Below are 24,544 nucleotides of genomic sequence, written 5' to 3' on the forward strand. Positions count from 1 at the left end.
ATACCCGACGCCTGTCGCTTTGTTCGTGGTGCAGATGTGGTGCTGTGCTTACAGCAGGCCCTCGGCCTTGAGCCAGTCCTCGGCGATGGTGGACGCCTTCTCCTTGTCGGCCGTGCTCTTGGTGTTGAGCGCGATCAGGGCCTCGGTCGAGAGCTTCTCGTTGACCGAGTCGATCGCGTCTGCGGCCTTCTCGTCGACCTTGTCCGACACCACGGGGACGACGTTCTGCGGGAGGATCAGGTTCTCCGGGTCCTCCAGCGTGACGAAGCCGTTCGCCTTGATGCTCGGGTCGGCCGTGTAGATGTCGGCCAGCTGGACGGTGCCGTCCTTGAGCGCCTTGACGGTCAGGGCACCGCCGCCGTCCTCGATCGCCTTGAAGTCGACGTCGACGCCGTAGACCGACTTGAGTCCCTCCGGCCCGTACGGACGGGTCTGGTTCTCGGAGTTCGCCCCGACGGTGAGCTTCTCGTCGACGTTCTTCAGGTCGGCCAGGCTCGTGACGTCGTTGTCCTCGGAGAACTTCTTCGTGACGGTGTAGCTGTCCTGGTCGGTCGCGTCGGCCTCGTCGAGGACACGGAGGCCCTTCGGCAGGGCCTTGTCGAGCCCGTCGTCGATCTGGTCGGCGGTCTTCGCGTCGGACTCCTTGTCGAAGTACTGCAGCAGGTTGCCGCTGTACTCCGGCATGACGTCGATGGCGCCCTTCTCGAGCTGCGGGATGTAGACCTCGCGCTGTCCGATGTTGAAGTTGCGCTTCACGTCGAAGCCGTCCTTCTCGAGGACCTGGGCGTAGAGCTCGGCGATGATCTCGTTCGAGTAGTACTGCTGCGAGCCGACGACGATGGTCTTCGAGTCGGACGAGCCGCTGGAACCGCTGTCGAGCGGGTCGCTCGACGCGCAGCCGGCGAGGGCGGCGACGACGCCCACCGCCATCGCGGCGGCGACGCCGGCGCGGATCTTGGGTGCTGTGATCACGAGGGATTTCCTTCCGGGAGTGGATTGCGGGCTCGCTCACGCGACCCCTGACGCTGTCGGGCCGACGGGGCCGCGGTGCCCTTCGGCACCGCCGCCCGCTGCAGCACGGCGAACACGATCTCGAACGCGATCGCGAGCGCGATCACGAGGATGGAGGCGCCGAGCATCTCGGCGTAGTCCTGGGTCTTCAGCCCGAGGAAGAAGTACCCGCCGAGGCCCCCGGCCCCGACGTACGCGGCGAGCGTGGCCGTCGCGACGACCTGCAGCACGGCGGCGCGGATCCCACCGATCAGCAGCGGGAGCCCGAGCGGGATCTCGACCTTCCAGAGGATCTGCCACCCGGTCATGCCCTGCGCCTTCGCGGCGTCGACGACGACCGGGTCGACGGCCTCGATGCCGGAGTACGCACCGGCGAGCACGGAGGGGATCGCCAGGATGACGAGGGCGAGCAAGGGAGCCTGCAGCCCGATGCCGAGCAGCAGACCGAACAGCGAGAGCACGCCGAGCGTCGGGAGTGCCCGCACCCCGCCGGACACCGCGATCGAGAAGCCACGGGCACGACGGGTGTGGCCGATCGCGTAGCCGACCGGAACGGCGATGACCGCGGCGATGAGGACCGCGAGCAGCGTGATCCAGACGTGCTCCCAGAGGCGCTGGGGGATGCCGTTGTACCCGCCGTAGTTCGTGGGGTCGAGCACCCACGCGAAGGCCTGACCGATGATCACGAGGAGACCTCCGCTGCTTGCAGGACGCGGCGGGCCCGTCGGCGCGACACCGAGTCCGTCCGGGTCCACGGCATCACCAGGCGCCCGAGCAGCACGAGGAGGCCGTCGAGGGCGAACGCGAGCACGAGCACCATGACGATGCCGGAGAGGATCTCCTCGTAGATCCCGCGCCCCAAGCCGTCGGTGAACAGCAGGCCGAGACTCGGGATGCCGAGGACCGCGCCGACCGTGGTGAGCGAGATCGTGGACACCGCGACCACCCGGAGCCCGGCGAGCAGCACCGGACCGGCGAGCGGGAGCTCCACCCGGAAGAACCGCTGCGCCGACGAGTAGCCCATCGCGGTCGAGGCGGACTTGGTCTCCGCGTCGACCGAGGTCAGGCCGTCCACCGTGGACCGGACCATCAGTGCGAGGCCGTACAGGGTCAGGCCGATGACGACGTTGACCGGGCTCTGCAGGTCGGTGCCGATGATCCCCGGCAGCGCGACGAACAGGGCCAGCGACGGGATCGCGTACAGCAGACCGGCGAGGGTCACGATGCTGCCGCCGACCCCGGATGCGAGGCGCGATCCCCCGGGTTGCTGCAACCGGACCACGAGCCAGCCGATCGGGATCGACAGCAGGAACGCGATGATGATCGGCGGGATCGCGATCGCGAGGTGGGAGAGCGTGTTGTCCCAGATCGTGTCGAGGTTCGCCAGCACCCACTTCACCGGGTGCCCCCACCCTGCGCCGGAGCACCCGGTGCGTCGTGCGACGCTCCGGCCTCTGCTGCTCGGGAGTCGGACTGCGGCACGGCCTCGGCGGCGTCGACGACCCCGACGGGGCCCGTCAGCACGCCGGCGGCACGACCTTCACCGTCGACGACGATCGGGCCGGTCGGGGTCTGCTCGACCCGGAGCGCGCGTCGACCGCGGCCCGCGCCGATGAAGGTGGCGACGAAGTCGTCGGCCGGTGCGGCGAGGATCTCGGCGGGCGTCCCCTGCTGGGCGATCTCGCCGCCCTTCTTGAGGATGACGACCTGGTCGCCGAGCTTGAACGCCTCGTCGATGTCGTGCGTCACGAAGACGACGGTCTTGCCGAGTTCGCGCTGCAGGCGGATGAGCTCGTCCTGCAGGTCGTTGCGCACCAGGGGGTCGACGGCACCGAACGGCTCGTCCATGAGGAGGATGTTCGGGTCGACGGCGAGCCCGCGGGCGACACCGACGCGCTGCTGCTGGCCGCCGGAGAGCTGGGACGGGTAGCGGTCGGCGAACGCGCGGTCGAGCCCGACGGTGTCCATCAGTTCGAGGGCGCGCTTGCGCGCGTCGGCCTTGGAGACGCCGGTCAGCAGCGGGACCGTCGCGATGTTGTCGACGACCTTGCGGTGCGGCAGGAGTCCGGAGTTCTGCATGACGTAGCCGATGTGACGACGGAGCTCGACCGGGTTGATCCCGGCGACGTCCGATCCGTCGATCTCGACCGTCCCCGAGGTGGGGTCGACCATGCGGTTGATCATGCGGAGCAGCGTGGTCTTGCCACAGCCGCTGGATCCGACGAAGACGGTGGTGGTGCGGGACGGGATGACCAGATCGAAGTGCTCGACCGCAGTCGTGCCGTCCGGGTAGGTCTTGCGCACCGAGCGGAACTCGATCATGGGGTGCCCTTCTGTTCGGAGGTAGCCCGACTTCGGATGAGAGTACCCGGGAGGACCGACATCGGTTCGTTGTGACGATGCATGACCCATCCATTGGGGGCGGACGGCGGTGGAGGTGCGCCACGCACGACGCGACGGGGCGGGACGACGCCGCCCGCGCCTCCTGTTCGGAGACGCGGGCGGGATCGGATCGGTCGCGCGGCGTGGCGCGGTGGTCAGGACGCGGCGATCACCGATTCCAGGTGGGCGCGGTTCATCCGGCGGTACTCCTCGATCAGCTCCGTGTCGGGGTGCTCGCGGTCGCGGTGCGCCCGCGCCAGCACCGCGTGGCCGGACTCGGCGAGCACGACCCAGGCGCGTGCGATGTGCTCGTCGTCCGGCAGACCGAAGCGGTCGCGCATGATCTGACCGACGGTGGCACCGAGTGCGCCCATCCGATCCTCGGCGTCACCGGTGCCGGTGTCGGCGGGGTCGCCGAACCGGATGGCCCGGAAGCCCGGCTCCGTGCGGTACATCTCGGCGGTCACGTCGATGAGCGCGTCGTTGGCGTCCTGCCAGGTCTCCGCGGCGCTGGCGTCGAGCGCCTCCACGAAGCGGGACGCGAGCCGCTGGGTGCAGCGGATGGCCAGCGCCTCGACGACGGCGATGCGGTCCGGGAAGTACCGGTAGACGGTGCCGATGGACGCCCCCGCCCGCTCGGCGACCATGGCGGTCGTGAGCCGCTCGAACCCGATCTCGTCGATCACCGCGGCAGCGGCGTCGAGGAGGCCGGCGAGGCGCGCCGAACTGCGGGCTTGGACCGGCTCGTTCCTGAGCAGTGATGATCCCCCCGGCAGAGCGTTCGTTACCTCGGTGACGAGCACGTGTTCTCCTCTTGCGCTCCAGCGCGGTTCGTTGGTGTGACGGGGACAACTTTCGCAGAAGCCGCCTGGAACGTGGCTGCGACTCACCAGTTCCCGCTCGGCGCGTGGTTTCGCCAGCCGCACATGGGATGATGGCGCCATGCCCGACCCGACGCCCCACGAGCCGTCGTTGGCCGAGCCGCTCCTGCACCGCGCGGCCCGCATCGAGGACGCCGTCCAGGAGTTCCGCGAGCAGCGCGCACGTCGTCGCGGCCTCGTCCCCACGGTGGTCCCCTACACCGGCTACGGCGCACCCGGTTGGGTGCGCATCCTCTGCCGGGTCCTGCTGACGCGCCGCGGTCTCGCCTCCGACGTCTCGTACGCCGGCGTCCGCGGCTGGAAGAGCTTCACGAGCGTCGCCGTCGACCACGCCGAGGTCACCGTCACCGCCGGAGGCGTCTCCCACGTGGTCGAGACCGACCGCGGAGGCGTCGTCGACACCATCGTCCCGATCGACCTCGAGCCGGGCTGGCGCACCGTACGGCTGTCAGCTGGTGGCGGGCGTGACGTCGAGGCGGACGTCTTCGTCGTGCACCCGGACACCCGCTTCGGGCTGCTGTCCGACATCGACGACACCGTGATGGTGACCTCGCTCCCCCGCCCGATGCTGGCGGCCTGGAACTCGTTCGTCCTGACCGAGCACGCCCGTCGCCCCGTGCCCGGCATGTCCGTGCTGTACGAACGGATCCTCGCGCAGCACCCCGGTTCGCCCACCGTGTACCTGTCGACCGGCGCGTGGAACGTCGCCCCGACGCTGCAGCGCTTCCTGTCGCGCAACATGTACCCGTCCGGCACCCTGCTGCTCACCGACTGGGGGCCCACGCACGACCGGTTCTTCCGCAGCGGGCAGCTGCACAAGCAGGAGAACCTCCGGCGGCTCGCGAAGGACTTCCCGGACATCCGCTGGCTGCTCGTCGGCGACGACGGCCAGCACGACGAGACCCTCTACGGCGACTTCTCGCGTGAACACCCGGACAACGTCGCGGGAGTCGCCATCCGGCAGCTGTCCACGAGCGAGGCCGTCCTGGCCGGTGGCCGCTCGCGGGCGCAGGAGCGCTCGCGTGACTCCTCGGCCCCCTGGGTCTACGCCCCGGACGGTGCCGGGCTGTGGAGCGAGCTCGCGCGGGTCGGCATCATCGAGTCCGACGCCTCCGACCCGGCCTGAGCGACCCCTCATCCCGGGCACGGTCCGGGACAGGCTCCACCGAGCGCGACGCCCGGGCCGCGGGTGTTCGATCGGTCCATGAGCACCGAGCCGGCCGCACCGCCCACAGCCGCACCGCACACACCGCCGAACCGCATCGAGGACCACGCCCTGATCGGCGACACCGGCACGGCGGCCCTGGTCGGCCGTGACGGGACGATCGACTGGGCGTGCCTGCCGCGCTTCGACAACTCGTCCACCTTCGCCTCGCTGCTCGGCACCGAGGACCACGGACACTGGAGCCTGCGGCCCGTCGACGGCGACGCGACCGCCGAGCGGAAGTACGACGGCGACACCCTGGTGCTCTCGACCGTCTGGACGACCCGTGACGGCGTGGTCGAGGTCACCGAGTTCATGCCCGTCGGAGCCCACCGCCCCTCGATCGTGCGGCGGGTGCGTGGGCTCCGCGGCACCGTCGAGCTCCGGCAGACGCTCCGGATCCGGTTCGACTACGCGCGCGCACTGCCGTGGATCCGGCAGATCGGGGACGACGACGAACCGGCGCTGCTCGCGACAGCCGGTCCGGGATCGGTGATCGTCCGGGGCCCGCAGTTCCGCGCCGACGACCATCGACACACCGCCGTCACGACGATCCACGACGGCGACGTGCTCGACACGGTGCTCACCTGGTACCCGTCGCACCGCGAGCCGCCGGAGCCGCTCGACGTCGACGCGGCCCTCGCCCACACGGTGCAGTGGTGGACGGCGTGGACCGCCCCAGCGCAGACCAGCGGCCGGTACGCCGACGCCGCACGACGGTCGCTGGTGTTCCTCCGCGCGATGACCCACGGCGAGACCGGTGGCGTCGTCGCCGCCGCGACCACGGGCCTGCCCGAGGACCCCGGCGGCGAACGCAACTGGGACTACCGCTACGTCTGGCTCCGCGACGCCTCCCTCGCGCTCGCCTCGCTCATCGCCCACGGCTACCGGGACGAGGCCACGCACTGGCGCGGCTGGCTGCTCCGTGCGATCGCCGGCGACCCCGCGGACGTGCAGATCATGTACGGCATCGCCGGGGAACGTGAGCTGCCCGAACGGGAGCTGCCCGAGCTCCCGGGCTACCTCGGGTCCACCCCGGTGCGGATCGGCAACGGTGCCTCCACCCAGTACCAGGGCGACGTCTTCGGCGAGGTGCTCGCGGCACTGCACGACGCGCGCGAGCTCGGGGTCGAGGAGAACGCCGACTCCTGGGCGCTGCAGCGTGCCCTGCTCGGCTACGTCGAGGAGCACTGGCAGGAGCCGGACAACGGCATCTGGGAGATGCGCGGTCCACGGCGCAGCTTCACGCACTCCCGGGTGATGATCTGGGCGGCCTTCGACCGCGGGGTCGCCGCCGTCGAGGAGTTCGGCCTCGAGGGGCCGGTCGAGCGCTGGCGCACACTCCGCGACACCGTCCGCGCCGAGATCGAGGAACACGGCTGGAACGCCGGCCGGGGATCCTTCCGCCAGCACTACGACACCGACGAGGTCGACGCGAGCCTGCTCGTCCTGCCACAGGTCGGGTTCTGCCGTGCGGACGACCCCCGGATGACGGGAACGGTGCGCGCGATCGAGGAGGACCTCCGGGTCGGGGACGACGGCCTCGTGCTCCGCTACCGCACCACCGCGGGCTTCGACGGACTCTCCGGTGCCGAGCACCCGTTCCTCGCGTGCTCGTTCTGGCTGGTGGAGCAGTACGCCGCCTCGGGCCGCGTCGCCGACGCCGAGCATCTGATGGACGTGCTCGTCGGGTACGCGAACGACGTCGGCATGCTGTCCGAGGAGATCGACGTCGCCACCGGCCACCACATCGGCAACACCCCGCAGGTGCTGTCGCACCTGACGCTCGTGTCCGCGGCCGACGCGATCGAGCGCGCACACGGTCGGCGGATCGGGCACCGCACACGGCTGCCCCTGCACGACGGCGGCACCAGGTCGTGGACCGGTGAGGGCGGCCGCGCCGGCTCCCCCGCCTGACGCCTGGCTCCACCCCGTGCAGACGCCGTCGTCTTCGCGAGACACCTCGAAGCCGTCGAGACCTCGCCGGATCTGGCGGCGTCGCAACGACACGACGGCGTCGCGCGATGCCCTGTAGCCGACGCCCTGACGGACGGGAGGCCCGGTGCCAGCTGGCACCGGGCCTCCCGTCCGTCAGGGCGTCGCGTTCACGACGTCAGGGGCGCGTCCGTCAGGACGACGACTCCCAGTCCGCCGGGCCGCGCGAGCCGGCGCGGTACTCCTCGAGCGGGACCTCGTCGGCCTTCCACGCGGCGACGACCGGCTCCACGATCTCCCAGCAGCGCTCGGCCACGTCGCCGCGGATCGAGAGCAGCGGGTCGTCGTGGAAGATGCCGTTCAGGACCTCGCCGTACGGGGTGAGCTCACCGTCGCTGAACGAGGACGACAGGGTGACCTGCCCCATCTCGAACGGGTTGCCGCCGCCGTTGGCCGACACCGACAGCTCGATCTCGTCCGGGTTCAGGACGATGCGCAGCGTGTCGGTCTTCGGGCGACCGGTCAGACCGGAGGGCAGGCGCGTGACCGGCTTGAAGGTGATCAGCACCTCCTTGCGGCTGGCGCCGAGGGCCTTGCCGGAGCGCAGGGTGAAGGGGACGCCGGCCCAGCGGGCGGTGTCGACCTCGACCGAGATCTCGGCGAGGGTCTCCGTCTGGCGCGACGGGTCGACGCCGTCCTCTTCCTGGTACGACGGCAGCTCCTTGCCGTCGATGGTGCCAGCGGTGTAGACCGCACGGCGCGAGGCGATCTTCGCGTCGTCGCCCTTGAGGCGGGTGGAACGCAGGACCCGGGCGAGCGACGAGCGGAACTCGACCGCGTCGATCGCGGCCGGGGCGTCCATCGTGACCAGGCCGAGGATCTGCAGCAGGTGCGACTGGATCATGTCGACCATCGCGCCGGCCTCGTCGTAGTACTGGGCGCGGTTCTCGAGACCGAGGGTCTCGTCGTAGAAGATGTCGACCTTCTCGATGTTCTCGGCGTTCCAGATCGGCTCGAACAGGCGGTTCGCGAAGCGCAGACCGATGATGTTGAGCACCGTGGTGCGGCCGAGGAAGTGGTCGGTGCGGTGCACGCGGTCCTCGGGGACGAGCTTGAGCACCGTCTCGTTGAGGGCCTGGGCGCTGGCGACGTCGGTGCCGAAGGGCTTCTCGAACGCCAACGTGGTGCCCTCGGGGAGCTCCACCTGCTGGAGCGCCTCGCAGATGTCGGAGGCGATCTGCGGCGGGAGCGCGAAGTACAGGATCGGCTCGGAGTCGGCCGCGGCCAGGAGCGCCTCGAGGTGCTTCGGGTCGGTCGGGTCGCCCTGGATGAACTGCGTCGACTCGATGGTCGCGTCGACCTCCGGCCCCTTGACGTCCTGCGACGCGAAGGACTGCGTGACGATGTCCTTCCACTTCTCGGGACTGCGCTCGCTGCGGCCCGTGCCGATCAGCTGCACGGGGACGGCACGGCCGCTCTGCAGGAACGTGCCGAGGCCCGGCAGGAGCAGGCGGGAGGCGAGGTCGCCCGTCGCGCCGAAGATGATGAGGGTGCGCTTGTCGGTCACCTGAGGTGACTCCTTTCGCTGTGGTGGGAGGTCCGCTCCAGTCAAGTCGCGGGCGGGCCCGTTTGTTCCGGATCCGAACCGGGAGATCGTTCCCCGGACGCACTTCGGGCGGCACCGTTGTGGTGCCGCCCGAAGTGTCAGGTGCGCTGCAGCGCCGGGTCAGTGCCCGAAGTTGCCGCGGTAGTACTCGTAGACCCAGCCGACCAGGGTGATCGCCACGAGGACGAGTCCGATCGGGACGATCCACAGGCCGGCGGCGACGCCGAGGAAGCAGACGCCGACCGCGGCGGCCAGCAGGATGGGCCACCACGACCACGGGCTGAAGTGCCCGAGCTCGGCGTCGCCGTCCTCGATGTTGGCGTCGGGGCGGTCCTCGGGGAGGACGCCGCCCTGGGACGACATCACCTTGCCGAGGTAGAAGGCGATGAACGCGGACATCAGGCCGGTCAGCCCGATGGCTACGGTGCCCACCCACTCGGGCTGGCCGTAGTAGATCAGCGCCCAGATGGTGTACGCGGCATCCGCCACGATGAAGAACCCGAAGAGGATCCAGAACAGGTTGGTGTTGGCGCGCATGGCCTTACTTCACCTCGCCCTTCGCGGCGTCGTAGGTCGGGGCATCGGGGGCGTCCTTCGCGGGACCGACACCGATCGGCACACCGGCCTCGGGGTGGTTCAGGTCGAAGGCCGGGGACTCCGAACGGATCCGCGGGATCGACGTGAAGTTGTGGCGCGGCGGCGGGCAGGAGGTCGCCCACTCGAGCGAGCGGCCGTAGCCCCACGGGTCGTTCACGGCGACCTTCGGTGCGTTCCGGGCGGTCACGTAGACGTTGAAGATGAACGGCAGGAACGAGATCGCGAGGATCATCGAGCCGATCGTCGACAGCTGGTTCATCCAGGTGAAGCCGTCGTTCGGCAGGTAGGTCGCGTAGCGACGCGGCATGCCGATGACGCCCAGCCAGTGCTGGATGAGGAACGTGGTGTGGAACCCGATGAACAGGAGCCAGAAGTGGATCTTGCCCAGACGCTCGTTGAGCATCTTGCCGGTCCACTTCGGCCACCAGAAGTAGAACCCGGAGAACATCGCGAACACGACGGTGCCGAAGACCACGTAGTGGAAGTGCGCGACGACGAAGTACGAGTCGGACACGTGGAAGTCGAGCGGCGGCGACGCCAGGATCACGCCGGTGAGACCACCGAAGGTGAACGTGATGAGGAAGCCGAGGGCCCAGAGGAGCGGCGTCTCGAACGTGACCGAACCGCGCCACATCGTGCCGACCCAGTTGAAGATCTTCACGCCGGTCGGGACCGCGATGAGCATCGTCATGAGCGAGAACCACGGGAGCAGGACGCCACCGGTGACGTACATGTGGTGTGCCCACACCGTGATCGACAGGGCCGCGATCGAGATCGTCGCGTACACGAGGGTCTTGTACCCGAAGATCGGCTTGCGGCTGAAGACCGGGAAGACCTCGGAGACGATGCCGAAGAACGGCAGCGCGATGATATAGACCTCGGGGTGCCCGAAGAACCAGAACAGGTGCTGCCAGAGCAGGGCCCCGCCGTTGGCCGGGTTGAAGATCTGCGCGTCGAACACGCGGTCGAGCCCGAGGCCGAAGAGCGCCGTCGCGAGGACCGGGAAGGCCATCAGGACGAGGAGCGCCGTCACGAGGGTGTTCCACGTGAAGATCGACATGCGGAACATGGTCAGACCCGGGGCACGCATCGTGATGATCGTGGTGATGAAGTTCACCGCACCGAGGATCGTCGAGAAGCCGGTCATGCCGAGGCCGAAGACCCAGAGTGTGCCGCCGAGCCCTGGTGTGAACGTCGTGTCACTCAGTGGCGCGTAGGCGAACCACCCGAACGAGGCCGCGCCCTGCGGGGTGAGGAAGCCGCCGACCGCGATGAGCGAGCCGAACAGGTAGAGCCAGAACGCGAAGCCGTTGAGTCGCGGGAAGGCGACGTCCGGCGCACCGATCTGGAGCGGCATGATCGCGTTCGCGAAGCCGGAGAACAGCGGCGTCGCGAACATCAGCAGCATGATCGTGCCGTGCATCGTGAACAGCTGGTTGTACTGCTCCTTCGTCGCGACCACGTGCAGGCCGGGTTCGAAGAGCTGGGCACGGATCACGAGCGCCATCACACCTGCGAGCAGGAAGAAGATGAACGACGCGATCAGGTACATGTACCCGATGGTCTTGTGGTCGGTGGAGGTGATCCACCGGACGACGATGTTGCCCTTCCGGCCCACCTTCGACGCCTGGAAGTCCGGCGACGAGGTCTGGGTCGGTTGGCCGACGAGTGACGTTGTCATCTGACGAGCCCCTACTTGTTCTCGCTGGACGCCTCGACCGGCGCCTTGTTGTTCGGTTCGTTGGTGTTGGTGTTGTACTCGTCACCGAGCAGGCCGACCTTGCCCTGGTCCTTCAGGGTGCCGAGGTACTTCTCGTACTCGGCCGGCGTGACGACCTTCACCTGGAAGAGCATCAGCGAGTGGTACTCACCGCAGAGCTCCGCACACTTGCCCTGGTACGTGCCGAGCTTCTCCGGGATGAAGTACTCCCAGTTGGTCTTGCCCGGGAGCATGTCCTTCTTGTAGAGGAAGTCGATGACCCAGAAGGAGTGGTCGACGTCACGCGAGGAGAGCTCGATCGCGACCTTCTTGCCCTGCGGCAGGTAGAGGGTCGGCAGCTGCGACTCGTCGATCGCCCCGTTGGCGTTCTCTTCTTCCTGGGCCTGGATGCCCTGGTAGTAGACGCTCTCTTCGGGGTTGTCCTTGTTGATGTAGTTGAAGTCCCACGCCCAGCGCTTGCCGTAGACGTGCACGGTGGCGTCGGGGTCGGCGAAGGGCTTCTCGATCGCGGCCTGGTCCTTCGCGGTGAAGGCGAAGAAGCCGAGCACGAGGATCAGCGGCACGATCGTGTAGAAGATCTCGAGCGGCATGTTGTACCGCATCTGCACGGGCAGGCCGGTCTGGCCCTTCCGGCGGCGGTAGACGATCGCTGCCCAGATGACGAGGCCCCAGACGATGAGACCGACGGCGAGGAGCACGACCCAGCTGGTGGTCCACAGGCCGACGATGCGGCTCGTGTGGTTCGTGACGTCCTTCGTCTCCTCCGTGCCGGGGAGCCATCCGTTCATCTGCTGCTGCGTGCAGCCAGCCAGTGCGATGACCAGACCGACGGCCACCGGGACGGCCGCCCAACGTATACGGCGATTCGAACGCACTGTTACCTCTCGCAAAAGACCTGAGCTTCGGGAGGTCAGCCCGTCGAGTCCGACGGCGAGCCACACGAAGGCGACTCAATGCTGGCTCCCAGCTTGATTGGAACACTCCTAGCTTACTCGCAGCCCGGTACCGCTCGCGCACACGCGACACGGTTCTGGCCTCGATCCGCACGAGAACGCGAGCGGGGAGCGACCGTTCGGTCGCTCCCCGCTCGCGTGTCGGATCGCTGGTGATCAGTGGAAGCTGTCGCCACAGGCGCAGCTGCCCTGCGCGTTCGGGTTGTCGATCGTGAAGCCCTGCTTCTGGATCGTGTCCTCGAAGTCGATCGTCGCACCGTCGAGGTACGGGACGCTCATCTTGTCGACGACGACCTCGACCCCGTCGAACTCGGCGGTGACGTCACCGTCGAGCATGCGCTCGTCGAAGTACAGCTGGTAGATCAGGCCTGAGCAGCCACCGGGCTGGACGGCGAGGCGCAGGCGCAGGTCGTCGCGGCCCTCCTGCTCGAGCAGGCTCGCCACCTTGCCGGCAGCGGCGTCGCTCAGGAGGACGCCGTGCGACGGGGTTCGGGTCGCCGGTGCTTCGGTGATGGTGTCGCTCATCGCGCGTCTCCCTCCGGGCGGTGCTGGTCACCGCGCCTGGCGTCGATTGTAAGCACCCTCAGCTGCGCGTCGCGAGCCTGGCGAGCAGGATCGTCTCGGACGCGATGGCACGGTGCAGGACACCGAGGTGCTGCGACTCGTTCGGGCTGTGCGCCCGGGTGTCCGGGTCCTCGACGCCGGTGACCAGGATCTGCGCCTCCGGGAACTCCGCGGCGAGGTCCGACACGAACGGGATCGACCCGCCGATGCCCTGCTCGACCGCCTCGGCGCCCCAGCCCTCACGCATCGCCGTGCGGGCCTCCTGGACGGCCCAGCCCGCGGTGTCGACGAGGAAGCCGTCGCCGCTGTCCGGCTCGGTGATCTCCATCCGCGCTCCGAACGGGACGTGCTCGCGCAGGTGTCGTTCGACGGCCGCGGAGGCCTCGCGCGCGTCCTGTCCGGGGGCGACGCGGACGGACACGCGTGCGGAGACCGTGGGCAGCAAGGTGTTGGACGCGTTCGCGACACTCGGCACGTCCATGCCCGTCACCGTGATCGACGGCTGGAACCACATGCGCGACAGGACGGCGCCGGTACCGATCGGGCGCACTCCGGGGACCAGGGCGGCATCGGCGGCGAGCTCCTCGTCCGTGCGCGAGGGGACGTCGGCCTCGTACGAGGTCAGCCCGTCGACCGCGACCGACCCGTCGGCGTCGTGCAGCGAGGCGAGCAGCTTGACCATCGGGATCATCGCGTCCGGGGCCGCTCCCCCGAACATCCCGCTGTGACTGGCGTGCTCGAGCGTGGTCAGCGTGAGCTTGAAGGTGACGTTGCCGCGGAGCGAGACCGTGATCGACGGCACCTCGGTCGACCAGTTGTCGCTGTCCGCCACGACGATGACGTCGGCGGCGAGGTGCTCCTTCTGCTCGCGCAGGAACGTGCGGAACGAGCGGGAGCCGAACTCCTCCTCGCCCTCGACGAAGAGCACGATCCCGAGGTCGAGGTCGTCACCGAACTGGGCGTGCACGGCACGGAGCGACGCGATGTGCGTCATCACACCGGCCTTGTCGTCCGAGGCGCCGCGACCGTACAGGCGGTCACCGCGCAGCGTCGGCTCGAACGGCGGCGTCTCCCACAGGGCCTCGTCGCCCTGCGGCTGCACGTCGTGGTGCGCGTAGAGCATCACGGTCGGCTTCCCGTTCCGAGCCGGACGGACCGCGAGGACGGCCGGCTGACCGAGCTCGGACTCGGCGTCCGCCTCGGCGACGTCCGCGGTCGCCCCGGACACCGCCGAGCGCACGATGCGCACGTCGTCCGCCCCGAAGACCCCCGTGGACCGTGCGAGGTCGGCGACCGCCTCGGCACTCGCGCGCACGTTCGCCGGGTCGAAGGCCGACCAGGACACCGACGGCAGGCGCACCAGCGCGGACAGGTCGGCGATCGTCGTGGGCAGCGCCCCCTGCACGTGTTCGCGCAGGGCGTCGAGGAGCGCGGGGTCGGTCGCGGGGCTGTGCTGTTCGGTGTCGGTCATGCCCGGTAATCTAGAGGAGATCCCGCACGCACACCGCCGTTAGGAACGCACCGTGGCGAAGGCAGCCCCCAAGACCAACACGACCGTGAACCCGACCGAGGCCGAGCTCCTCGAGCAGGGCAAGGGCCGCCCCACGCCGTCCCGCCGCGAGCGAGAGGCAGCGAACCGCCGCCCCCTCGTCGGCAACACGCCGGTCGACAAGAAGGCCGCCCGCGCCCGTCTCAACTCGGAGCGCGAGCGCGCCCGGGTCGGCATGGCCAACGGCGAAGAGCGCTACCTGCCCGCGAAGGACCGCGGTGAGCAGCGACGCTTCGTCCGCGACTGGATCGACGCCCGCTGGAACGTCGGCGAGGTCATGATGCCCGTGCTCGTGCTGTTCCTGATCGTCGGGTTCGCGGCCGCGCAGACCGTCGTGGCGTCCTACTCGCTCCTGCTGGTGTGGGCGTTCGTGGCGCTGTTCATCATCGACTGCGTGGTGCTCTGGCTGTCGCTCCGCCGCAAGCTCACCACCAAGTTCGGCGAGTTCCAGCGCGGCACGTTCCTCTACATCCTCACGCGGGCGTGGCAGCTGCGCTTCCTGCGGCTGCCGAAGCCCCAGGTCCGGCGCGGGCAGTACCCCACGCCCTAGGCACACGCACACGACGAAGCGCCGCCCGGCCTGCCGGGCGGCGCTTCGTCGTTCCCACTCACCACTCCCCCGCTCGTGCTTCGTGAGCAGGAATGGTCGGGTGGGCGCGGCGCACCCGACCACCGCTGCTCACGAAGCGGCCGTGGGCGCGCCCCCACGACGGACGGGAGGCCCGTGGCGGTGTCGCCACGGGCCTCCCGTCCGTCGTGTGGTCGCGTCTACCGCGCAGCGCGACGCAGCCGACGACGCCGCAGGCGGTTGATGCGGGCAGCCCAGGTCGGTCCCTCGTAGAGGAAGGCGGTGTAGCCCTGCACGAGCGTGGCTCCGGCCTCGATGCGGTCCTGCACGTCCTGCTCCGTGGTCACCCCGCCGACGGCGATGACGCAGAAGTCCGCCGGCACGACGGAGCGGACGCGGCGCAGCACCTCGAGCGAGCGGGCGGCGACGGGCGCACCGGAGAGGCCCCCGGCACCCATCGCCTCGACGTCGGACGGGTCGGTGGTCAGGCCCTCGCGGGAGATCGTCGTGTTGTTCGCGATCACGCCGGACAGCCCGAGCTCGACCGCGAGGCCCGCGATCGCGTCGATCTGCTCGTCGGTCAGGTCCGGCGCGATCTTGACGAGCACCGGCGTTCGTCCGGCGGCATCGCGGACGGCGGACAGCAGCGGCCGGAGCTGGTCGAGTTCCTGCAGTCCGCGCAGCCCGGGCGTGTTCGGCGAGCTGACGTTGACCGCCAGGTAGTCGGCGAACGTCGCGAGGCGTCGGGTGGACTCGAGGTAGTCGTCGATGGCGTCCTCGACCGCGACGACCCGGCTCTTGCCGATGTTCACGCCGATGACGGGTCGACCCGGGTTGCGGCGGGCACGCTCGAGACGCCGCGCGGCCGCTGCGGCGCCGTGGTTGTTGAAGCCCATCCGGTTGATCAGGGCGCGGTCACCGATCAGTCGGAACAGGCGCGGACGCTCGTTGCCGGGCTGCGGCTTGGCGGTGATGGTGCCGACCTCGACGTGGCCGAAACCGAGCAGGCCGAGACCGGCGATGCCGCGGGCGTCCTTGTCGAACCCGGCCGCGAGGCCGAAACGCGACGGGAAGTGGATGCCCATCGTGGTGACGCCGTCGGCCGCCGGGGGACGGCAGTAGCGCTCGACGACGCCGCTCAGGAACGGCACGCGCGGCAGCCCCGCGATGACGGCGAACGCCAGGTGGTGGGCGCGCTCCGGGTCCATGTTCGCGAACACGGAGCGGAACACGACGCGGTAGCCGCCACGCACGATGCGTTCGGCGATGCCGCTCACGCGCGGGTGCCGGACGGTGCGGACGACCCGGCGGCCGTGTCGGCCGCCCCGTGGTGGTCGCGACGGAGCTGGCCGATGGCGTCTTCGAAGTCCTCGAGCGAGTCGAACGCCTGGTAGACGCTCGCGAACCGCAGGTAGGCGACCTCGTCGAGCTCGCGCAGCGGCGCGAGGATCGCGAGGCCGATGTCGTTCGCGTCGATCTGGCTGGAGCCCGAGGACCGCACCGTCTCCTCGACGCGCTGCGCGAGCACGGCCAGGTCGCCGTCGGTGACCGGGCGTCCCTGGCACGCCTTGCGCACGCCGGAGACGATCTTGTCGCGGCTGAACGGCTCGGTGACGCCGTTGCGCTTCACGACGTTGAGCGATGCGGTCTCGGTCGTCGAGAACCGCCGACCGCAGTTGGGGCACTGGCGACGGCGACGGATGGAGGTTCCGTCGTCGCTCGTCCGTGAGTCGACGACGCGGGAGTCCGGATGGCGGCAGAAGGGGCAGAACATGTCGTTCCCCAGGCTATCGGTTCGTCCGCTCCGTCACGGCGGCCCCGTGCGCGGGGAGCTGCTCCTCGGTGGACAGCGCGACGATGTGCGGCGCGACCTCGGCCAGCGCCTCGGGCGTGTACCGGACGATCTGCTGGGGCCGCAGGAACGTCGATGCGGACAGCCCGGACCCGAAGCGGGCCTGGCCGCCGGTCGGCAGCACGTGGTTCGACCCGGCCAGGTAGTCCCCCAGGCTCACCGGTGTGTGCGGACCGACGAACACCGCACCGGCGGCGTCGATCTCGGACAGCACGGCGTCGTCGTCGACCGTCTGGATCTCGAGGTGCTCCGGCCCGTACGCGTTGCTCACGGTCGCCGCGTCGGTCAGCGAGTCCACCAGGACGATCGCGGACTGCGGGCCGTCCAGGGCGGTCTGGAGGCGCGTGGCCGTCCCGAGCACAGCGGTGCGTTCCGGGATGGCGGCTTCCACCGCGTCGGCGAACGCCGCGGACGTCGTCACCAGGACGCTGCCGGCCTGCTCGTCGTGCTCGGCCTGGCTGATGAGGTCGGCGGCCACGAACCCGGCGTCGGCGGTGTCGTCCGCGATCACGAGGATCTCGGTCGCCCCGGCTTCGGAGTCGATGCCCACCACACCGCGCACCAGGCGCTTGGCTGCGGCGACGTAGTTGTTGCCCGGCCCGGTGACCAGGTCGACCGGCTCGAGGTCGATCTCGGCGACGCCGTACGCCAGCGCGCCGACGGCTCCGGCGCCGCCCATCGCGTAGACCTCGTCGACGCCGAGCAGCCCCGCCGCGGCGAGGATCGTCGGGTGCACCGCACCGCCGTGGTCGCGCTGCGGCGGCGACACGAGGGCGATCGAGGCAACGCCCGCGACCTGGGCCGCAACGACGTTCATCACGACGCTGGACGGGTAGACGGCCTTGCCACCGGGCACGTAGAGCCCGACGCGGCGCATCGGCTGCCAGCGCTGGTGGACCTCGGCGCCGTCGGCAAGGGTCGTCACGGCGGCGGCGGGGATCTGCGCGGCACTCGCGGCCCGGACGCGGCGGATGGCCTCGTCCAGTGCTTCGCGGAGCTCGGGGGTGAGTCCGGCCACTGCTGCGGCGATCTCGGCGGCGGGCACCCGGACGTGCGCGGGAGCCCCGCCGTCGAAGCGCTCGGCCTGGTCGTGCAGCGCCGCGGCGCCACGGTGTCGGACGTCCTCGACGAGCTCGCGCGCGGCGTCGACCGCGTGCGACACGTCACCCGCGGCACGGGGCATGAGTCGGAGGAGTTCGGCACGGGCGGGGAGGCCGCCGCGGAGGTCGATTCGCTGCATCATCGGGGACGATCTTACCGAGGCCTCGTGGTCGCCGGCGGCTCTCCCCTCCGGCCGTGGTCCGTCGCTACACCAGGCAGCGCGGTCCGAGCAGGCTCTTCAGTTCGCCGAACAGGTCGGGCGTGAGGTTGACCGGGAAGGGCAGTTCGAAGGTGCGCGCGACGTCGTCCTTGAGCAGCTTCAGCCGGACCTCGGTGTCGCCCTGGTGGCGGCCGAGCACGGCGGCGAGTTCCGTCACCGTGGTCGTCGTGGCCTGGCGTTCGGGCAGGGACAGGGTGAGCGGGCCGGAGCCCATCGCGTCGCCGACGTTCGGCTGGAACATGCTCACCGCGTGCAGGGCCTTGCCGTCGTCGCGGACGTTGACGCGACCGCGCAGGACGACGATCGAGTCGGGGACCAGGGACGGGCCGAACTCCTGGTACGTCTTGCCCAGGAACATCACGCCGATCTGGCCGCCGAAGTCCTCGATGTCGACGATGCCGTACGGGTTGCCGCTCGTCTTCGCCACCCGGTGCTGCACGCTCGTCAGCAGGCCGGCGACGGTGACCGTCTCGCCCTCGATCGAGTCGTCGGCGGTCAGCAGGTCGGCGATGGTGATCGACTGGTGCTTCGCGAGTTCGATCTCGAGCCCGGCGAGCGGGTGGTCGGACACGTAGAGGCCGAGCATGTCCCGCTCGAACGCCAGTTTGTCGCGCTTGGACCACTCCGGGCGGTCCGGCACCTGGGACACCGCGGCGCTCGGGGCGTCTTCCGCGGCCTCGGCGAAGAGCGAGTCGAAGTCGAAGCCGACATTGCCGTGGGCCTCGTCGCGCTTGACCTTGACCGCGCCCTCGACGGCGCCCTCGTGGATCTCCACCAGGGCGCGTCGGGTGTCCCCGAACTCGTCGAAGGCACCCGCCTTGATGAGCGACTCGACCGTGCGCTTGTTCGCAGAGGAGATCGGGATCTTGCGCAGGAAGTCGTGGAAGGACTCGAAGGCGCCCTTCTCGGTCCGGGCCTTCACGATGTCGTCGACGACGTTGAACCCGACATTGCGGATCGCGCCCATGCCGAAGCGGATGTCGTCACCGACGGCGGCGAAGAAGCCGATCGACTCGTTGACGTCCGGCGGCATGACCTTGATGCCCATCCGGCGGCACTCGTTGAGGTACAGGGCGAGCTTGTCCCGGGCGTCGCCAACCGAGGTCAGCAGGGCGGCCATGTACTCGGCCGGGTAGTGGGCCTTGAGGTACGCGGTCCAGAAGGACACCACGCCGTACGCCGCGGAGTGCGCCTTGTTGAACGCGTAGTCGGAGAACGGCAGCAGGATGTCCCACAGCGTCTTGATCGCCGCGTCGGAGTACCCGTTGTCCTTCATGCCCTGCTGGAAGCCCGCGTACTGCTTGTCGAGCTCGGACTTCTTCTTCTTGCCCATCGCGCGGCGGAGGATGTCCGCCTGGCCGAGGGAGAACCCGGCGACCTTCTGCGCGATGGCCATGACCTGCTCCTGGTAGATGATCAGGCCGTAGGTCGTGCCGATGATGTCCTTCAGGGGCTCTTCGAGCTCCGGGTGGATCGGCGTGATCGGCTGCTCGCCGTTCTTGCGCAGCGCGTAGTTGGTGTGCGAGTTCGCACCCATGGGGCCCGGACGGTACAGGGCGATGAGCGCGGAGATGTCCTCGAAGTTGTCGGGCTTCATCAGGCGCAGGAGCCCACGCATCGGCCCGCCGTCGAGCTGGAACACGCCGAGCGTGTCGCCGCGCTGCAGGAGCGCGTACGCCTCGGGGTCCTCGAGCCCCATGGTCTCGAGGTCGAGGTCGATCCCCCGGTTCGTCTTGATGTTCTCGAGGGCGTCACTGATGATCGTGAGGTTCCGGAGCCCCAGGAAGTCCATCTTGATCAGGCCGAGCGACTCCGCTGCCGGGTAGTCGAACTGCGTGACGATCTGGCCGTCCTGCTCCCGCTTCATGATCGGGATGATGTCGATGAGCGGGTCGCTCGACATGATGACGCCGGCCGCGTGCACGCCCCACTGGCGCTTCAGCCCCTCGAGCCCGAGCGCGGTGTCGAAGACGGTCTTCGCCTCGGGGTCCGTCTCGACCACGGTGCGGACGTCGACCGCTTCCTTGTAGCGCGGGTGGTCCTTGTCGAAGATCCCGGTGAGCGGGATGTCCTTGCCCATCACGGGCGGCGGCATCGCCTTGGTGAGCTTCTCGCCCATGCCGAACGGGAACCCGAGGACACGCGAGGAGTCCTTGAGCGCCTGCTTCGCCTTGATCGTGCCGTACGTGACGATCTGCGCGACGCGCTCCGAGCCGTACTTCTCGGTGACGTACTTGATCGCCTCACCGCGGCGCCGGTCGTCGAAGTCGACGTCGAAGTCGGGCATCGAGACGCGGTCCGGGTTGAGGAACCGCTCGAAGATCAGGCCGTGCCGGATCGGGTCGAGGTCGGTGATGCGCATCGCGTACGCCACCATCGAGCCGGCACCGGAGCCACGCCCCGGACCGACGCGGATGCCGTTGTTCTTCGACCAGTTGATGAAGTCCGCGACCACGAGGAAGTAGCCGGGGAAGCCCATCTGGTTGATGATGCCGACCTCGTAGTCGGCACGGTCCTGGACCTCTTTCGAGACGCCGCCCGGGTACCGGTACTCCAGCCCCTTCGCGACCTCTTTCTCGAACCAGGAGTGCTCGGTCTCGCCCTCGGGCACCGGGAACTTCGGCATGTAGTTCGCCGAGGTGTCGAACTCGACGTTGCAGCGTTCCGCGATGAGCAGCGTGTTGTCGCAGGCCTCGAGGTTGTCGCGGAAGACGTGCCGCATCTGCGCCGGGGTCTTCAGGTAGAACTCGTCGGCGTCGAACTTGAAGCGGTTCGGGTCGTTCAGGGTCGAGCCGGACTGCACGCAGAGCAGGGCCGCATGCGACTTGGCGTCGTGGGCGTGTGTGTAGTGCAGGTCGTTCGTGCCGACGAGCGGGATGTCGAGGTCCTTCGCCAGACGGATCAGGTCGCTCATGATCCGGCGTTCGATCTCGAGGCCGTGGTCCATGACCTCGGCGAAGTAGTTCTCCTTGCCGAAGATGTCGCGGTAGTCCGCCGCGGCCTGGACGGCTTCGTCGTACTGGCCGAGGCGCAGGCGCGTCTGGATCTCCCCCGAGGGGCAGCCCGTCGTAGCGATGATGCCCTCGTGGTACTCCTGCAGGAGCTCGATGTCCATGCGGGGCTTGAAGTAGTAGCCCTCGAGCGACGCCTTCGACGACAGCCGGAACAGGTTGTGCATGCCCGTCGTGTTCTCGGCGAACATCGTCATGTGCGTGTACGAGCCAGCACCGGACACGTCATCGCCGCCGCCGTCGCCCCAGCGGACGCGGGTCTTGTCCGAGCGGTGTGTGCGGGGCGTGATGTACGCCTCGGTCCCGATGATCGGTTTGACGCCGCCGGCCTTCGCGGCCTTCCAGAACTCGAACGCGCCGAACATGTTGCCGTGGTCGGTCACCGCCACGGCGGGCATGCCCTGCGCGGCGGTCTCCGCCACGAGGTCGGAGAGCCTGGCGGCACCGTCGAGCATCGAGTACTCGCTGTGCACGTGCAGGTGGACGAAGGAGTCGGAATCCGACACGGAACCTCCGGTTCGTACGGTCTGCTTCGGGGTGGGAACAGCCTAACCGCGGCCGCCCACATTCCCGCGCGCGTCGGGGCGGACGTCAGGCGCGGGGCGGGGCCGCACCGCGCCTCCAGGCCGGCAGCGGGTCGCGACACGCGCGCGGCGCGCCGCCGAGAGGGCAGGACACGCCGCACACGAGCCGCGGCGGGTGCGGAAAGCGTCGCCTGGCGGCGCCGCAGCCGACAGTTCGTGCCCCCTCGGCGCAAGCGCCCGGGCGTGCCGGACGCCAGGCGCGGGGCGGGGCCACACCGCGCCTCCAGGCCGGCAGCGGGTCGCGGCGCCGAGAGGGCAGGACACGCCGCATACGAGCCGCGGCGGGTGCAGAAAGTGTCACCTGGCGGCGCCGCACCTGACAGTTCGTGCCCACTCGGCGCAAGCGCCCGGGCGCGTCAGACGGACGCGCTCCGGATCTGCTCGAGTGCGGCCTGCAGGTCGGCGGGGTACTGCGCCTCGAACGACACCCGCTCCCCCGTCCGCGGGTGGGCGAAGCCCAGCCGGACGGCGTCGAGCCACTGGCGTGTCAGCCCGAGTTCGGCCGCGAGCACCGGGTCGGCGCCGTACATCGTGTCCCCGACGAGCGGGTGGCGTGTCGCCGCCATGTGCACCCGGATCTGGTGGGTGCGCCCGGTCTCCAGGTGCACCTCGAGCAGGGTCGCGGAGCGGAAGGCCTCGAGCGTCGCGTAATGGGTGACGCTCGGCTTGCCCTCCGAGGTGACCGCGAACTTCCAGTCGCTCGACGGGTGTCGACCGATGGGTGCGTCGATGGTCCCGGAGGTCGGGTCCGGGTGGCCCTGCGCGAGTGCGTGGTAGACCTTCTCGACCGTGCGCTCCTTGAACGCCCGCTTGAGGTGCGTGTACGCCAACTCGGTCTTCGCGACGACCATCAGGCCGGACGTGCCGACGTCGAGGCGGTGCACGATCCCGGCGCGTTCAGCGGCGCCGGAGGTCGCGATGGTGAAGCCGGCGGCGGCGAGGCCCCCGGGCACGGTCGGGCCGTCCCACCCCGGCGAGGGGTGCGCAGCGACTCCGACGGGCTTGTCCACCACGACGATGTCCTCGTCGTCGTGGACGATCGTCATGCCGGGAACGGACGCCGGCACGATGCGCGGCGGCTCCTTGGGCGTCCACTCGACCTCGAGCCAGGAATCGGCGTGCAGCCGGTCGGACTTCTCGACGGGCACACCGTCGACGCGGACGCCACCGGCCGCGACGACGTCGGCCGCGAACGACCGGCTGAACCCGAGGAGCTTCGCGATGGCGGCGTCGACGCGCTCACCGGCGAGCCCGTCGGGCACGGGAAGAGAACGCGATTCGCTCACGTGGCGTCGTGGCCCAGCGTGTCGCGACGGTCGCGGTCGTCCAGCCTGGAGGCGCGAGTCGGCTCGTCGAGAGCCGCATCGGTCGACGAGAACGCGGCCCCACCGTCGAGCGGCTCCGCCGCGTCGAGCTGCGCCCGGCGCTTGGCCGAGAGCGTGCGGGTGCCGTCGAGGTTCACGCCGAGGATCACCAGCAGCACGAAGACCACCATGCTGATGCAGATGAAGGAGTCGGCGACGTTGTAGATCGCCGGCATCATCCACGGCGTCGAGATGAAGTCCACGACGTGGCCACGGCCGAAGCCCGGCTCACGGAAGAGCCGGTCGAGCAGGTTGCCGAGCGCGCCGCCGAGCAGCATGCCGAGCACGATCGCCCACCACATCGAGCGGATGCGACGCGAGTACACGATGATCGCGACGACGACCGCAGCCGAGATGACCGAGAACACCCAGGTCATGTTCACCGCGAACGAGAATGCGGCCCCCGGGTTCCGGACGTACAGGAACTGCAACGCCCCACCGAGGACCGGGACGGGGGTGCCGTACGGCAGGTTCGCGACGACCAGCGTCTTGGCGACCTGGTCGAACGCCACCACCACGACAGCGGCGAAGGCCAGTGCCGCGATCGCGCGGACACTGACCTTCGCTCGTGATGCTGGTCGCGACAACGTCAGTTGCCGAAGCCCTGCGCCGAAGCCGGCGCCGGGGTGAGACCGGACTGCTCGCCCGAGGAGTCGAGCTCGGAGAGCTGCCCCTGGATGTAGCTCTTGAGCTGCGCACGGTAGTCGCGCTCGAAGGTCCGGAGCTCGTCGATCTTGCCCTCGAGCTGGCGCTGCTCCTGCTCGAGCACCGCGACACGCTGACGGTTCGTGTTCTCGGTGTCGGCGATGATCTGGCGCTGCTTCGCCTCGGCCTCGGAGACCAGGCGAGCCGCCTGGGCGGTGCCCTCGGCGATGAGCGCGTCGCGCTTCTCGATGCCCTCGCGGACGTGCTCCTCGTGGAGACGACGCGCCAGGGTCAGGAGGTTCGTGGTGCCCTCGGTGTCCTCGTCGGCGGGGACCGTCGTGGCCGGTGCCGCGGCGGCGACCGGAGCGGGCTCCGGTGCTGCCTCGACCGGGGCCGGCGTGGGCTCCGGCTCGGCCGCCGGAGCGGGCTGCTCGGCCTGCGCCGACTGCGGGGCCGACTCGGCCGCCTGCAGGCGCTGGCGGAGCTCGTCGTTCTCCGCGGTCAGGCGACGGAGCTCGACCACGACCTCGTCGAGGAAGTCGTCGACCTCGTCCTGGTCGTAGCCCTCGCGGAACTTCGTCGGCTGGAACCGCTTGTTGACTACGTCTTCCGGCGTCAAAGCCATTGCCGTCACCTCAATAGAACTGCTGAACGTGTGGAACCGCGTGCGGTCCGACCGAATCTACCAGTCGAGCCGTGCGGTGCGGATGCGCCGCCGGAGCGAGCATCGATCCCGACCACCGTACACCGACGATGGGGCGGAACCGTGACCACGCCCCTGGCGTGGCGCGTCGCGG

21 protein-coding genes are annotated in these 24,544 nt (G+C 69.6%); 3 read left to right on the forward strand and 18 right to left on the reverse strand.

The window, feature by feature from the left end:
- Window positions 1-48 precede the first annotated feature (48 nt).
- The 5 genes from KK097_RS11745 to KK097_RS11765 all read right to left on the reverse strand — a co-directional run bounded on the left by KK097_RS11745 (window position 49) and on the right by KK097_RS11765 (window position 4,196).
- Window positions 49-972, reverse strand: a complete 924-nt coding sequence (locus KK097_RS11745) for an ABC transporter substrate-binding protein (protein ID WP_214544917.1) — start codon at window positions 970-972, stop codon at window positions 49-51.
- The gene (locus KK097_RS11750) at window positions 969-1,697 is read right to left on the reverse strand and encodes an ABC transporter permease (protein WP_214544919.1); all 729 of its coding nucleotides are present in this window, start codon (window positions 1,695-1,697) and stop codon (window positions 969-971) included. The genes KK097_RS11745 and KK097_RS11750 overlap by 4 nt, the downstream gene beginning before the upstream one ends.
- A complete protein-coding gene (locus KK097_RS11755) occupies window positions 1,694-2,410 on the reverse strand; it encodes an ABC transporter permease (RefSeq protein ID WP_214529792.1) in 717 nt (238 codons plus the stop codon). Before KK097_RS11755 ends, KK097_RS11750 begins: the two co-directional genes overlap by 4 nt.
- Window positions 2,407-3,333, reverse strand: coding sequence for an ABC transporter ATP-binding protein (locus KK097_RS11760; protein ID WP_027465271.1), 927 nt, complete (start codon window positions 3,331-3,333; stop codon window positions 2,407-2,409). The genes KK097_RS11755 and KK097_RS11760 overlap by 4 nt, the downstream gene beginning before the upstream one ends.
- A 215-nt stretch (window positions 3,334-3,548) precedes the next feature.
- Window positions 3,549-4,196 carry a TetR/AcrR family transcriptional regulator gene (locus KK097_RS11765; RefSeq protein ID WP_307858363.1) on the reverse strand — a complete coding sequence of 216 codons (648 nt, stop codon included), beginning with the start codon at window positions 4,194-4,196 and terminating at the stop codon, window positions 3,549-3,551.
- Between the two features lie 139 nt (window positions 4,197-4,335).
- Here KK097_RS11765 and KK097_RS11770 point away from each other — a divergent pair, with 139 nt between their 5' ends.
- The gene (locus KK097_RS11770) at window positions 4,336-5,400 is read left to right on the forward strand and encodes an App1 family protein phosphatidate phosphatase (RefSeq protein ID WP_214529789.1); all 1,065 of its coding nucleotides are present in this window, start codon (window positions 4,336-4,338) and stop codon (window positions 5,398-5,400) included.
- Between the two features lie 78 nt (window positions 5,401-5,478).
- Window positions 5,479-7,395, forward strand: coding sequence for a glycoside hydrolase family 15 protein (locus tag KK097_RS11775; protein ID WP_214544920.1), 1,917 nt, complete (start codon window positions 5,479-5,481; stop codon window positions 7,393-7,395).
- Window positions 7,396-7,606: 211 nt separating this feature from the next.
- Here the strand turns inward: KK097_RS11775 and KK097_RS11780 are convergent, their stop codons facing one another.
- The 6 genes from KK097_RS11780 to KK097_RS11805 form a co-directional block, all read right to left on the reverse strand.
- On the reverse strand, window positions 7,607-8,980 hold the full coding sequence (locus tag KK097_RS11780; RefSeq protein WP_214529787.1) for a glucose-6-phosphate dehydrogenase: 1,374 nt from the start codon (window positions 8,978-8,980) through the stop codon (window positions 7,607-7,609).
- A 159-nt stretch (window positions 8,981-9,139) separates the two neighbouring features.
- Window positions 9,140-9,556, reverse strand: coding sequence for a cytochrome c oxidase subunit 4 (locus tag KK097_RS11785; protein ID WP_214529786.1), 417 nt, complete (start codon window positions 9,554-9,556; stop codon window positions 9,140-9,142).
- Between the two features lie 4 nt (window positions 9,557-9,560).
- A complete protein-coding gene (gene ctaD / locus KK097_RS11790; RefSeq protein ID WP_250893043.1) occupies window positions 9,561-11,297 on the reverse strand; it encodes an aa3-type cytochrome oxidase subunit I in 1,737 nt (578 codons plus the stop codon).
- Between the two features lie 11 nt (window positions 11,298-11,308).
- On the reverse strand, window positions 11,309-12,211 hold the full coding sequence (gene ctaC, locus KK097_RS11795) for an aa3-type cytochrome oxidase subunit II (RefSeq protein WP_307858364.1): 903 nt from the start codon (window positions 12,209-12,211) through the stop codon (window positions 11,309-11,311).
- 234 nt (window positions 12,212-12,445) lie between these two features.
- Window positions 12,446-12,814 carry a HesB/IscA family protein gene (locus tag KK097_RS11800; RefSeq protein WP_214544921.1) on the reverse strand — a complete coding sequence of 123 codons (369 nt, stop codon included), beginning with the start codon at window positions 12,812-12,814 and terminating at the stop codon, window positions 12,446-12,448.
- A 58-nt stretch (window positions 12,815-12,872) separates the two neighbouring features.
- Window positions 12,873-14,324 carry a dipeptidase gene (locus KK097_RS11805; RefSeq protein ID WP_214544922.1) on the reverse strand — a complete coding sequence of 484 codons (1,452 nt, stop codon included), beginning with the start codon at window positions 14,322-14,324 and terminating at the stop codon, window positions 12,873-12,875.
- Window positions 14,325-14,376: 52 nt separating this feature from the next.
- Between KK097_RS11805 and KK097_RS11810 the strand changes: the two genes are divergently transcribed.
- The gene (locus tag KK097_RS11810; RefSeq protein ID WP_307858409.1) at window positions 14,377-14,952 is read left to right on the forward strand and encodes a DUF3043 domain-containing protein; all 576 of its coding nucleotides are present in this window, start codon (window positions 14,377-14,379) and stop codon (window positions 14,950-14,952) included.
- A gap of 218 nt (window positions 14,953-15,170) precedes the next feature.
- Here KK097_RS11810 and KK097_RS11815 read toward each other — a convergent pair whose 3' ends face one another.
- From KK097_RS11815 to KK097_RS11845, 7 genes are all read right to left on the reverse strand, one after another.
- Window positions 15,171-16,247, reverse strand: coding sequence for a quinone-dependent dihydroorotate dehydrogenase (locus tag KK097_RS11815; protein ID WP_214530839.1), 1,077 nt, complete (start codon window positions 16,245-16,247; stop codon window positions 15,171-15,173).
- Window positions 16,244-16,744: a transcriptional regulator NrdR gene (gene nrdR / locus KK097_RS11820; RefSeq protein ID WP_110892765.1), complete on the reverse strand. Its 501-nt coding sequence runs from the start codon at window positions 16,742-16,744 to the stop codon at window positions 16,244-16,246. Before nrdR ends, KK097_RS11815 begins: the two co-directional genes overlap by 4 nt.
- 13 nt (window positions 16,745-16,757) lie before the next feature.
- Entirely contained in the window at window positions 16,758-18,065 is a 1,308-nt protein-coding gene (gene hisD, locus KK097_RS11825; RefSeq protein WP_214530837.1) for a histidinol dehydrogenase, read from the reverse strand.
- Window positions 18,066-18,129: 64 nt separating this feature from the next.
- Complete coding sequence (gene dnaE / locus KK097_RS11830; RefSeq protein WP_250893310.1) at window positions 18,130-21,609, reverse strand: DNA polymerase III subunit alpha; 3,480 nt, start codon at window positions 21,607-21,609, stop codon at window positions 18,130-18,132.
- A 485-nt stretch (window positions 21,610-22,094) separates the two neighbouring features.
- On the reverse strand, window positions 22,095-23,024 hold the full coding sequence (locus tag KK097_RS11835; RefSeq protein WP_307858408.1) for an RluA family pseudouridine synthase: 930 nt from the start codon (window positions 23,022-23,024) through the stop codon (window positions 22,095-22,097).
- Window positions 23,021-23,689 carry a signal peptidase II gene (gene lspA, locus KK097_RS11840; RefSeq protein ID WP_250896685.1) on the reverse strand — a complete coding sequence of 223 codons (669 nt, stop codon included), beginning with the start codon at window positions 23,687-23,689 and terminating at the stop codon, window positions 23,021-23,023. Before lspA ends, KK097_RS11835 begins: the two co-directional genes overlap by 4 nt.
- A 2-nt stretch (window positions 23,690-23,691) precedes the next feature.
- Window positions 23,692-24,372: a DivIVA domain-containing protein gene (locus KK097_RS11845; RefSeq protein ID WP_042537329.1), complete on the reverse strand. Its 681-nt coding sequence runs from the start codon at window positions 24,370-24,372 to the stop codon at window positions 23,692-23,694.
- Window positions 24,373-24,544: the final 172 nt, after the last annotated feature.

The sequence above is a fragment of the Curtobacterium flaccumfaciens genome (assembly GCF_018598405.1).
Taxonomy (GTDB): Bacteria; Actinomycetota; Actinomycetes; order Actinomycetales; family Microbacteriaceae; genus Curtobacterium; species Curtobacterium aurantiacum.